The 12,444-nt window shown below is 40.9% G+C and carries 9 protein-coding genes; 3 read left to right on the plus strand and 6 right to left on the minus strand.

What is annotated here, in order from left to right:
* The first annotated feature begins 9 nt into the window (after positions 1 to 9).
* Complete coding sequence (locus tag ABJH64_RS15230) at positions 10 to 1,455, plus strand: HAMP domain-containing sensor histidine kinase (protein ID WP_348273675.1); 1,446 nt, start codon at positions 10 to 12, stop codon at positions 1,453 to 1,455.
* 81 nt (positions 1,456 to 1,536) lie between these two features.
* Here ABJH64_RS15230 and ABJH64_RS15235 read toward each other — a convergent pair whose 3' ends face one another.
* The 4 genes from ABJH64_RS15235 to ABJH64_RS15250 are packed head-to-tail and all read right to left on the minus strand — an operon-like array spanning position 1,537 to position 4,000.
* Entirely contained in the window at positions 1,537 to 2,016 is a 480-nt protein-coding gene (locus ABJH64_RS15235) for a hypothetical protein (RefSeq protein WP_348273676.1), read from the minus strand.
* 5 nt (positions 2,017 to 2,021) lie between these two features.
* Positions 2,022 to 2,657, minus strand: coding sequence for a Crp/Fnr family transcriptional regulator (locus tag ABJH64_RS15240; protein ID WP_348273677.1), 636 nt, complete (start codon positions 2,655 to 2,657; stop codon positions 2,022 to 2,024).
* Complete coding sequence (locus ABJH64_RS15245; protein WP_348273678.1) at positions 2,654 to 3,544, minus strand: hypothetical protein; 891 nt, start codon at positions 3,542 to 3,544, stop codon at positions 2,654 to 2,656. The genes ABJH64_RS15240 and ABJH64_RS15245 overlap by 4 nt, the downstream gene beginning before the upstream one ends.
* Before the next feature lie 6 nt (positions 3,545 to 3,550).
* Entirely contained in the window at positions 3,551 to 4,000 is a 450-nt protein-coding gene (locus tag ABJH64_RS15250) for a DM13 domain-containing protein (protein WP_348273679.1), read from the minus strand.
* Between the two features lie 587 nt (positions 4,001 to 4,587).
* On the opposite strand from ABJH64_RS15250, the gene ABJH64_RS15255 reads away from it, so the two are divergent.
* Together ABJH64_RS15255 and ABJH64_RS15260 are read left to right on the plus strand one after the other, a co-directional pair.
* The gene (locus ABJH64_RS15255; protein ID WP_348273680.1) at positions 4,588 to 7,056 is read left to right on the plus strand and encodes a TonB-dependent receptor; all 2,469 of its coding nucleotides are present in this window, start codon (positions 4,588 to 4,590) and stop codon (positions 7,054 to 7,056) included.
* Between the two features lie 61 nt (positions 7,057 to 7,117).
* Positions 7,118 to 8,437: a PepSY-associated TM helix domain-containing protein gene (locus ABJH64_RS15260; RefSeq protein WP_348273681.1), complete on the plus strand. Its 1,320-nt coding sequence runs from the start codon at positions 7,118 to 7,120 to the stop codon at positions 8,435 to 8,437.
* Positions 8,438 to 9,084: 647 nt separating this feature from the next.
* Here ABJH64_RS15260 and ABJH64_RS15265 read toward each other — a convergent pair.
* Together ABJH64_RS15265 and ABJH64_RS15270 are read right to left on the minus strand one after the other, a co-directional pair.
* Complete coding sequence (locus tag ABJH64_RS15265; protein ID WP_348273682.1) at positions 9,085 to 10,014, minus strand: DUF4625 domain-containing protein; 930 nt, start codon at positions 10,012 to 10,014, stop codon at positions 9,085 to 9,087.
* Positions 10,015 to 10,026: 12 nt separating this feature from the next.
* The gene (locus tag ABJH64_RS15270; protein WP_348273683.1) at positions 10,027 to 12,384 is read right to left on the minus strand and encodes a TonB-dependent receptor; all 2,358 of its coding nucleotides are present in this window, start codon (positions 12,382 to 12,384) and stop codon (positions 10,027 to 10,029) included.
* Positions 12,385 to 12,444: the final 60 nt, after the last annotated feature.

Here is a 12,444-nt window from a genome sequence, read left to right on the forward strand (position 1 = left end):
GACACAACCATGAAAAGTTTATTTCTAAGGATTTCCTTACTATTTACCCTGGTCCTGTTAATCGTTGGCTGTTCTTATGTACTTATTACTGCAGTGACAGCGCAGCGGTACTTCCAGGAAACTACCCAGCGTCTCAATGCTACAGTTGCAGAATATATGATCCAGGAAGTCAACCCCTTTGTTGACGGTAAGGTAAATGAAACTGCTTTGGGAACTATCATGCATTCCATGATGGCAGTCAATCCTGGTATTGAAGTTTATCTGCTTGATCCTACAGGAGAGATTCTTTCTTTTGTCGTTTTAGATCAGTTAGTGAAGCTGAAGCGAGTTGAACTAGGTCCGGTGAAAAAGTTTATAGAGTCAAAAGGAGATGGATTTGTTTTGGGGGATGATCCTAGAAACCCAGGGGAAAAGTCGGTTTTCTCTGCTACAGCAGTTTATGAAGAGGGTGCATTATTAGGCTACGTTTATATTATTTTGGCAAGTGAAAAATATGAAACCATTGCCTCGGGAGTTCTTGGGAGCTACTGGATTCAGCTCACATTCAATTCTATCGTAATTACGTTGGTAGTGGCATTATTGATCGGTTTGGTGCTGATTGCTTGGTTGACAAGACATTTAAGAACGATAGTAAAAACGGTAGAACGCTTTAAGGATGGAGATATGCATGCAAGAGTTCCTGATTTTAAAACCAATTCTGAGTTCGCCGTTTTGGGAGATACTTTCAATCATATGGCTGATCTGATTCTAGATAATATAAAGGAGCTTAAAAAAGTGGATAGACTTCGTCGGGAATTAATTGCGAATGTGTCACATGATCTTAGAAATCCTCTTGCCATAATTAATGGCTATATAGAAACTCTTCAAATGAAAGGTGATACACTTTCCGCCGATGAGAAGGAGAGTTATCTGAAAATCATAAGTAAAAGCACAGATAAGCTCACCAAATTAGTCGCCGATCTGTTTGACCTTTCCAAATTGGAGTCTGGGCAAATGCAGATAAGGAAGGAAATCATTAATCTCCAAGAACTACTTTTCGATAGCAGTTTGAAATATGAATTATTGGCTAGATCTAAAAGAATAGTAATTGAGACCTCTATTTCATCTGCTTTACCCCTCGTTAAAGCTGATCTTTATCTCATTGATCGTGTTATACAGAATCTTTTAGACAATGCAGTTAAGTACACCCCTGAAGATGGGGAGATAAGAATAGAAGCTAATCCAAAAGGAACTGGAGTAGAAGTCAAAATCAAAAACACGGGGGGAGGGATCCCTCAAACAGATTTGGAGGCTATTTTTGACAGGTATTATATGATTGACAAAGAGCGGGAAGGGGTAGAGGGATCGGGACTTGGTTTGGCAATAGTTAAACGAATACTTGAAGCTCATGGAACAGAAATCTACATAGAATCAGATTCTAATTCATTCACAGAGTTTATTTTTGAACTTCAATGACCGTTTAGGAAAAAAGAATATTTACAACAAAGGTCAGCAAATTATTGCTGGCCTTTGTTGTAAATAACTAGTACTAGATTTCTATTTTATTTCAGCAAAACCAAAAGGAATTGCAGCAGCTCCACACCAAATTATACCATGTGTAAATTTTGCCGCAGGGGAATTAGGTAATTTAAAAAAATGCTCCCCTGACTTATTTACCACAGCTACCAGTTGGAAACTGGATTGTTCTGAAAGAGCAAGGTCCTTGGACGTTGAGAGATAAACTGTGACAGTGCCAGTGCTAAACTTGGTCGTGAAATCAGTCCCAAGCTTGACGAAAAAACGTCCACCTTCATCTGAAATCAAATCAATCATTCCTTTGGTGCTAGTGCCACTTTGTGCAGTGAAATTCCCTGATTTCAGTATTTTCACTGCTCCAATCGGAAGTTCGGTAGCGGGATTTCCCGGAGTTCCTGGTACTCCATCTGGAACTGTCGGCTGAGCATCTTCTGAGGAGCTGCATGCGCCAAGTGAAATGATAAGGAAGATAAAGAGTAAACTATGGATAGATTTTTTCATGATTCTTAGAGTTTAAAATTTTCTAGATTTCGAAACAAGATTCTATTTCTGCTATAATTAATAATTCCCTGTCTTTTCAAGTTAGACAATGTTTTGGTAACAGTCTGTCTGCTTGAGTCAGAAAGCAAGGCAAAATCTTCATGGGTTAAGTTTATTTTGAGTAGAGTTTCATCACCATATTTCTTCCCTAATTTTATCGCAAGATCTTTAAGTACTGCTTTTATTCGTCGCTCAGCATCATAAGAAATAAGTCGCTCATGCCTTTGGGCTGCCTCCGATGCTCTTTCTAGGAGTTTTTGGGTTAGATCTGCTTGTTCTTGAATTGTAAGGTTAGTGATCTTATCAATTTTTTGGATCAATGTTCCTTCCTCTAGTGCTATCGCATAGCTTAGATTTTTTTGTGGAAAGACAGAGTCAAATTGGCCTTCACCAATGATTTCGTTTTCTCCCACGATTTTCAGGATGGTTTGAAGACCATTTGGAAGAATTTTCTGAAGCTTAACGATTCCTTTTTTAACAAGATAGAACCCCTCTGAATGCTGATTTTGCTTATAGATGGGTTGACCTTTTGAGTACCTTTTGACAACTGGGAAAGTAATCTGTATTGACTCTCGAGAGGGTTGAATTAGATTAGAAATCATTTTTTCTGTGGTTTATGTTCGTAATAAATTCCCAAGCCGAGAACTCCTGAAGAGTAGATGTTTTTGCGCTCGAAAATCCAATCATTGTAATTTCTGTAGTTCAAACTCAGATGGATATTTTTGTAAACCGGCGCACTCGCTCCAAAGCTATATCCAGTGTATTCTGAGCCATCGCCTCGAACAAAATCAGTAGCAACTTCCACCTCATCTACAGACTTGAGGGCATTAAGTCGTGCATTTACCCAGACAAAATTCGCAATATGATATCCAATTTCAGCGCCTATGGCAAATTGATCTGAGAAGGATACTCCATCATATTGTGTTCTGAAATTATACGAAGTGAAAATATTCCCATAGAGTGGGATAGTTGGAAGTGCAAATGAGCTGGCAAGGGTGGTCCATACATTGAATTCACCATCACCTGATGGTAGATTTATCTGTTCAAAATTATTGACTTTACTTTGAGCAAAATGATTTGCATTTCCGATCGGCAGTTCTGGAGCCACTGAAATGCTTAAAGGGAAGTATTGTTTGAGCAAAGCATGCTTAAATTCTAAGCGTAAGTCCCCTAGACCGCTAACCGTTTCAGTGGTTTCAAATCCATTCCAGGTTTGCAGAGGCCAATTGGCCATAATGGTGAATTTGTCGGTGACTCCATATTCTCCATAGAAAACCAAGGATTGCTGAGAAAACTGATTTGTTTCTAACTGAGCTCCATCTAATGAGAAATAGTCTTTTGACTTCATAGACTGAAAACTGAGTTGGTAAAATCCTTCTGTTTTCTCTTTGGTCCAGCCACTTTGCGCAGCAATATCCAGAGAAAATAAACACATAAACCCAAGACTAACTGCCTTGAGTTTAGGTGTGAATAATAGTAGAGATTTCATGCTTAGTTATTGAAGAGGAGCATTTCCGAAAGGAATGCCAACAGATCCACACCACAGAATAACATGTGTATATTTAGTGGTACTAACTCCAGTAGGTACAGCGAAGTAATTTTCTCCTGCATTTCGAACGGGCCCCATCACCAATAGATTTGGATTTCCCATTCCTGGATCAGGCATGAACGTAGCAGATGTAGAAAGATATACCGTAACAGTACCAGTAGCCAGGGCTGTATTGAAATCAGAGCTAAACTGTAGGAATTGTTTGTTTTGAGAATCGTTGCCGATTGCTGCTGTTCCCATGGATCCTGCGGAGTTTTGATCCGTAAATACTCCACTTCGAGTAACGCTGAATGTTCCGGTCGGTCGAGTTGGGTCGATTGTGATCGGATCGTTATCGTCAGCGCAGGATACCAATCCTAAAAAGGCAACATAGAAGACAATTAGTATTTTTTTCATGTGAGTGAGGTTTTGTTGTATTCAAAATTGCCTGTATAGTATCACAAAAAAGTCACGAAAGAGTAATTGATTTATACCTTAACGCCTTTTCTTTCAGGTGAATAAAGCTACTGCTAAACCAGTAATGATGCGTCACTTTTTCGCACTATTGACAGAATAAACCGGACTTCTCCCGGAAAAATTTAATGAAGAGTTCACAGGATTTCTCATCTCATAATCGGTTTAGAAAGTGGATTAGATTCATGTTTTCTGGCTTTACTCATAGAAATGTGTTCTTATCTAACTCGCAAGACCATTGACACCAATTTTCATTTACCAACGTGCGAACTCACAGATACATAGTTATTTAAGATGTATAACCGATTTGATACCAATATGGCGCTTAAAGCAAAGTGAGAATTGGTCAACTTGAAAATTGAGGCCATTTCGGCCACCGGTCTTCGGACTTTTGTCCGATTGAGCTATGGAATTTTAATAATAGGAAAGATTCCGGTCAATCATTTTATTTAAATTAAATCTAAATAACTATTGTCATTTAATTTCCCGATTCTATCTTTGCCTCAGTTTAGAATTAATCTTAATAAATCATGAAGCAAATATTATTGGCCTTGTTACTTTTTGGATGGTCACAAATCGGGTTTTCACAAAGTGAAGCAGGAGCTATTGAAGGAACAATTTCTGATACAAAGGGTGAAAAACTAGTCGGTATCACCATCCTATTGAAAGGAACTTCGAAAGGAGCCTCGACCAACCTTGAAGGTGAATATAGGCTAGAAGATGTCATTCCAGGGAAGTATTTGATGGAAATATCAGGAATAGGGTATAGTAAAAAATCCTTTCAAATAACTGTAGCGTCTGCTACCACCGTGCAAAAGGATGTCACATTGGAAGAAAGCATTGAAGAACTCCAATCCATCGAGATTGTCGGTAGAAAGGAGACGGATTACAAGAATAACGTCTCATTCATAGGTACGAAAACTGCTACAGCTTTGAAGGACGTACCGCAATCCATCAGCTACGTGACCAAAGAACTCATGCTTGATCAAGGTGCGTATCGGGTCAATGACGTGGTGAAAAACATGAGTGGTGTCAATCAGTATTCTTTCTACAATGACATTACGATACGTGGTCATCGAGTGCAGGGACAAAGCAATTCCTCTATCTTGATCAATGGGCAGCGAGCATTTACCAGCTTCTGGAAGCAGCAGCTGATTCCTCACATCGAGCGCGTGGAGGTGATCAAAGGACCAGCTTCAGCTATGTTTGGAAATGCTTCTGCTGGAGGTACGATCAATCGGGTAACCAAAAAACCTTTAGAAGAATCAGCTCAATCCATCAGTACTTCTTTTGGAAGTTTTGAGACCTTCCGTACGCTGGCGGATTTCACAGGACCTCTGACAGAAGATAAAACGGTTTTATATCGACTCAACCTAGGCTACGAAAATTCTGGGTCATTCAGGGATTTACAATTCGATAAAAATTTAATTATTGCTCCTAGCATCTCATTCCTACCAACTGAAAACACTCGAATCAATGCCGATTTGGTGATTCAGCGGTCAGATACTAGGCTTGATCGAGGACAGTCGGTACTCGGCGATGGGGATTTGTTTTCTACGCCTATCTCCACTTCACTGAATAGTGTCAATGATTATCTCAAAGAGGATACCTATAATTTCACGTTGAATATAGCTCAGAAACTGGCTAGCAACTTGACATGGAACACCTCATTCATGCGATCCAATTATTCAGAAGATCTATTGGAGCACCGATCTGCCAATACCTATGCAAAAGATGGGCTAGGACAGCCTATTCCATCGCAGGTGGAAATGCAGGTCTTCATCAGAAAGCGGACCTGGAATGCAGACAATGTTAGCACTTACCTTAATTATGATGTACAAAGGGGTAAATTCAAGCACAAATTACTTCTTGGCTATGATTACGCCCAGCAAAAGCAATTGCCTGGTGGATCCCAACTTCAAGCTAGAGGCTACCGCAATGCTGCTAATACTGGAGCAATTAATAGCTTCAATCCTGCTCAATCAGGCAACTACCTCTTGGATTCTAATGGGAATCCAGTTCCGAATGTCTCCCATTTTGATCTGACGGCGACAAATCCTTATGTATTGCGAGATATGTCCAAATACTTTTACACCTCAGTGCGCTATGATCCATCTTTACTACGCACCCAAGGAATCTACCTACAGGATCAGATTCAGATCGGAAAGCTTCAGGCGCTGATCGGTTTGCGACAGGATTACTTCACTGATGTGATCAACTACAATACTCCGGATGAAGAAGAAGTTACCCAAAATGCTTTTTTGCCGAGACTTGGGCTAGTATATAGCATCAATAGCCACATCAATGCTTATGGAACGTATGTCACTGGCTACCAACCGCAGTCTGCCTCTGCGATCAACAATCCACTTGCTGGTGGACCTTTTGATCCGCTTGAAAGTGAACTCTTCGAAGCGGGTATCAAGTCGGATTGGTTTGACAGCAGATTGGTGGTGTCAGCAGCGATCTATAACCTGACAGTGAACGGAGAACTATACAACGCTGGAGTAGCTGGAAGTCCTGAGCTTCTGGTCCAAACAGGCGAGGAAGTGTCTAAGGGATTTGAGTTTGATGTGATTGGTCAGCTCGCTACCAACTGGAGCATTACAGCCAACTATGCCTACAACGAGGCTACGATTACCGAAAGTGCCAATGAGGAAGAGATCGGTCGTCAAAAACCTAATGCTCCAAAGCATCAAGGAAACCTATGGACTAAATACAGCATTGAAAATGGAAAGCTAGCAGGCCTGGGTTTTGCGCTCGGTTCCAACTTCGTGAGTGATCGACTAGGATCTATTGTCCCGGCTGGTCAGGATCCTAAAGAATTTCCTTCATACCAGCTTTGGAATGCTGGGGTATTCTACCACATCAACAAGGTAAGAGTACAGCTCAATATCAATAACCTGACAGACAAAACCCATTGGGTGGGAGGGTACGATTACTTGAGGGCTTTTCCTGGTGCGCCAAGAAACTTCCTAGCGACTATTACCTATACCTTGTAATAGATTAATGCATCGGCGAGGTCCTTCTCGTCGATGTTATTTTAAGTCAATATTTGAGGAAATGAAATTTAAGAAAAAGGTCTTTTTCGATATTCACAGTTGGATCGGGATCAAACTTAGTATTCTGTTTTTCATTGTGTGCTTTTCAGGAACTATAGCTACGCTGAGTCATGAGATGGATTGGCTTTTCATACCCGAAATGCGAGCCGAGGAGCAAAACGTAAGGGCTTCTAAAAATCAAATCATTCTAAATCTAAGAGCAGCATATCCCAACGGCACATTTACGTATTGGGCGGCATCAGAGGAACCATATTTGTGCGACATTATTTATGTGGTTCAAGATGAAAAACAAGTATATGCTTTTGCAAATCCTTACACGGGGGTTATTCAAGGACATGCATCCATCACCTTTCAAAGATTTTTTAGAGACTTGCACTACTACCTGTTTATTCCTTTTCAGGTAGGCCACTTTACGGTCTTGATTTTCTCGTTTTTGCTTTTGATCTCATTGACCACCGCGCTTTTGTTCTATAAAAAGTGGTACTCCAAACTCTTTGAACTTAAAATCCACAATGGGCCGTTGGTGTTCTTCAGAAGTCTTCACCGACTCGTTGGTTTATGGTCGATTCCATTTACACTACTCTTTTCCATCACTGGGATTTGGTATTTTGCAGAGCGTACTAACATTGGGAACTTAAGCGACATCGCTAATCCTAAAGCTCCAAAAATTGAAAGTCGGTTTAGTGAAGAGCCAAATGCTTCAGATTTTGTGTTTACGGTGGATTATTCTTTAGCCGAGCAAAAAGCGCAGAAGGCAATACCCGGCTTGATTATAAAAGACATACTTCCCCCAAAAAATCCGACGGAGCCTATCTATTTGACTGGGCTGAGTGATGTCCCGTTAGTGCGCAATCGTGCCAACCGGGTGTACCTCGACCCCAAGGACTATAAGGTGATAGGAGTACAAAACGCAGCTGAGTTGAATACAGCGACTTATCTCAATGATATAGCCGATCCAATTCACTTTGGCAATTGGGGAGGATTGATTACCAAAGTGATTTGGTTTGTTATGGGAATGGGCATCTCTTCGCTGATTTTGACTGGTATATGGATCAGTCTCAAACGGAAAGTAAAGTCCAGGGCCAAGCAGATGAAGCAGCGAATGGGGGTCTGGAAATACTTGAATTGGGCAATGTTTCTAGTGGTTATTGGATTTATGTATGCCGCTTTGATTTCTAATTATCATGCCACTCCAGCAGCATTTATAACGATTACAGCAGGTTGGTTTGTGTTTATTACGCTTGCTTGGTACCTATTTGAGGTGAAGCTTAGAGAGATAGCGGCTACAGAACTTAAACAAGAAAGAACTAAGGTGATCTAGTTTTCCGTATGCGGTATCAACTTACAAATAAAGGATTGATCATAGCAGTCCAAGTCCTGATCCTGAAATACTGGATAAAATATAAACCGAAGGTGATAAGATCAGACGCAAATTGAATCTGGAGAATTGTATCCCTGAATTACTGGTAGAATTCGAGCATTTATTATGGCACACTGCCGTTGATCCGAACGAGAAGGACTTTACTACCATCCACTACTTTAGATTTTTTTCAGCAAAACTTTTTCTCTTAGGGAAAATACTTTCTCAAAATACCTCGTTTTTTAAATTGAAACTAATGACCTACGTCGATCCTGAGACAGAAACAATTTTTAAGGTGTGCGGGGATATTTTTGGCTGAGGGCAATGACCGTTCACAATTGCTTGCTAGGTTGAAATCCAGGGGGATTATCACTGAGTCATAGCATAGAGATAGTAGAAATACTTTAATGAAAGATCAATGTTCCCTTTTTATACTTCTCAAGTGGACTATCAATTTTTTTTTTTTATACTAAAAAGCCAGTCATTTTCCTGACCCACAGTGATCAGCTCAGAGCGGTTTTAGGAGTTGGCTGAAATTCTACTTTCCAAACGAATGAAAAAAGTCCGTCAATTCTGAAGATAAGACAGACTTTTGTCCTGTCGATTAGCTATAGAACCTTCACGGGATATACCATTCTACTTACATTGCCTACGATATCCTCTGCCCAGATGATGAGCACAAGGTCGTTAGGAGCAGATGAAGGTATCTGGATTGGGTTTTGGACCAAACTAGTCTGAAGATCAAGTTCTAAAGTGTTAGAAAATGATTTCCCAGTAAGCGATCTCCAGTTTGATTTGCCCCACATCTGCTGTGAAATAAGCACCTCGCCTTCTCCATCTTTTTCATCTAGATTGTCTTGTGTAGCCAACCGAACCCAGACGAAAGCCAAGTCACTTGAAAGAGGATCATCTCCTTTAGCTATTTTTCCATTTAGGCTAAGCGATAGTCCTTTTTTTGCAGATAAGGAATTTCCACTGGACATTTCCAAATCAATGACTGGTGCATATGGGCGCTGTATATAAAATGTCGTGTGGTAGTTGGATGCGTTGGCAAAACTAGTTTGATTTCCCAGGGCGTCAGTAGCAGATATGGTGATATGGTACGGCCCTGCAATTACATTGCCTGAAACAGAAGAGTTTGCCCCTGCCCATGAGACTTTAAAATCATCAAGCACCACTTCAGTGGCACCAGCTTCAATTTTCAACTTTGGGTCACTTGCCGTCGCTGAGAATATTTTCCTTACAGATAGTCGCTCAAAGTTTGTATTTAATCTACCATGTGAATGCCCATCAAATCCACCGTGGATGTCCAAAAGAATTTCGTTCACTCCAGAGGGATCATTTACTTTCAGCATCACAGGCGCGGCGGTAAGAGTTGGAGGGAATAATTGTCCCGCAGCAGGTTGAATAGAAGTGGAAGCACTGATCGCACTGATTTTTGGAGAGACGAGGTCGGCCGGGTTCTCTGACTCGCCACATGAAGCCATCGTTAGTAGTGTCGCTAAAAGAATCAAAATGGTGTTAAATTGAAATTTCATATTTTGTTTGATTTAGTTCTTGATAAAAGGGATGAGGAGACTCAGGGAGATATTTCGACCTGGTTCAGGAATATTTATTAATCGATAGCGACTCAGATGATTGAAATAGACGGTATTTCCTACATTTCTTACGCTCGTAATTAGTTTGAGCTCTCTGGATATGACCGAAAAATGCACGACTCCCCCCAAATCAACAAGAAAGTATCCTTCAGTCGGAAATTCATTTCTGGCGACTCGATTTTGAGCCATAGTTCCTCTAAGGTCTGCATAAAGCTCCGCTCTGAAGCGCTGAGAACCATTTTGAAATAAGTTTTGACTCAAATGAAGTAGTGCGCTAAAGGGAGGAGTGAGTGGTAGGGGCAAGTTTTCTTCCAAATTCATAGTGTACACATACTCTAGACCTAGATTTATCTTAGTTCCAGTATTTAAATCTCTGCCTATACTAAGTTCTCCACCTAGGAAAATGGCATCATCCTGCGTGTATTGCCAAAGTGTACTACTGCCTGGAAGTGGTGAAAAGCTGCCACTAGGAGACAGGTAAATGAAATTTTGGAAAAAAGACAAATAGGGAGAAAAACTTAAAAAGAACTTATTCATTAATAACCCATAACCAATATCTAATTGGTAACTCCGTTCGGTCACTAAATTTGGATCTCCTTTTTCGTGGCGAAAATTTCCATGGTGAATTCCATTGGAAGCAAGTTCGATCGGAGTAGGAAAGCGAACTCCTGAACCTAGGTTGACTTTCAACAGATTGGAAGAATTTGCTGACCAAACAAATCCAGCAGAAAAGCTAGGACTCAATAGGTTTTTGGTAATATCCGGATTACGCTGGTCAAACTCCCCAGTTGGTTCTAGTTGATCATATAAGGGCTGAAGATGTTCTTCGATATCCATTACTATGCCGTCAAGGCGAATTCCTGCATTTAAGCTTACTCTCTCTCCCTCTTGGTTGATGATGCCATACAAACCACCTTGTGCGCTTTGGTATGCGGGAAGCAAAAACTCAAAACCTTCGTAGTTATTGACCATTCCTTGAGTCATTAGACCATATTCGAGGGTGATCGAATTAGCTAGTTGTTTAGTTTTCCGCAAGTTGGCAGTAACTGTGTGAAGCGTAAGTCCCAATGCTACATTACCATCAGGAGTGGGGCCTATGCCATGTAGATGGGGGAAAGACTGCTCTTGACGCTGATTACTTTGATATCCTAAGTCCAATTCTAGCGAGCCATTAGACTGATTCCACTTGGTATTTGACAGCAATTTCCAATGTGTGTTTAGCTGTCGCGGTAGGGAAATATTACGAGAATCTCCATCGTCTTCAAGACTTGATGAGGTGGGAATTCCAACCGCGCCAGTAAAAATGCCTGCAGTCTGGTTAAAGCGACTTAGGGTGAGCTGGGTGCTCCCACTTTTAAAAAACATACCCGAAGTCAATGAGAAGTGAAGTTCCCTGCCAGCAGTATTTTTTAATCGTTCATCTACGATAGGTAGCACATATCCGGCATAGGTATAGCGATCTGCCGGAACCCGATAGTCGGCAAATGAGGAGCTACTTACTCTTCCTGAACCAAAGAAATGTCCCTTACGATAGGATAGATCAGTACTTTGGCCAAAAAAGGCATTGTTACTCTGATAGTCCAGCGCAGTACGTAACGTAAGGCCTTCACTAGTTTTTGGCATAGCAGGCAAAATATTCAATACTCCACCCATGGCATCTGGTCCGTATCGCAAAGCAGCAGGGCCTTTGATGATTTCCATGCGAGATACATCATGGGGATCTACCTCTAGCCCATGATCGGCTCCCCATTGTTGGCCCTCTTGTTTGATCCCCCGATCATTGACTAATATTCTGTTGAAACTTAATCCTCTGATCATCGGCTTAGAAATGCCAACGCCCACATTCAAACTCTGGACTCCGGGGATTTTATCGAGTGCTCCACCCAGACTTTGACTTTGGGTATTTTGAAGGAAATCCTGATAGATAAGCAGATCAATCTGCGAACTAGAAGTGCTTCCCAATCCAAACCTATCTCCAATGACAGTAGCTTCTTCTAAATCCATAGTGGTGGGTGTAAGTTTGATTGAAATCGTTTGATTTAGATTGAGTTCGGTATTGATCCAGTGGTCGGAATAGCCGATGTGAGCAACTTTAATCTTATCTGGCTGAGTAGGAAATTTTAGTGTAAAAGTTCCTTTCGACGAGGTGATTAGTTTTTCTGATTTGATTTCATCTGCCCAGAAAACCTCCAAAATAGCCTGAATAGGATTGTTCTCTTCATCGGTGACTTGACCTTTGACTTGGTATTGAGCATGCGCTATAAGCTGTACAAGGGCAGAGAGTACTAGTGTAAGTAGTGTTTTCTTCATTTCAATAAAGCAACAATGTTGCGAGTACAAAGGAAATTAATTGAAGTCATTAAAACATAT

It is taken from the genome of Algoriphagus sp., assembly GCF_039969895.1.
Classification (GTDB): domain Bacteria; phylum Bacteroidota; class Bacteroidia; order Cytophagales; family Cyclobacteriaceae; genus Algoriphagus.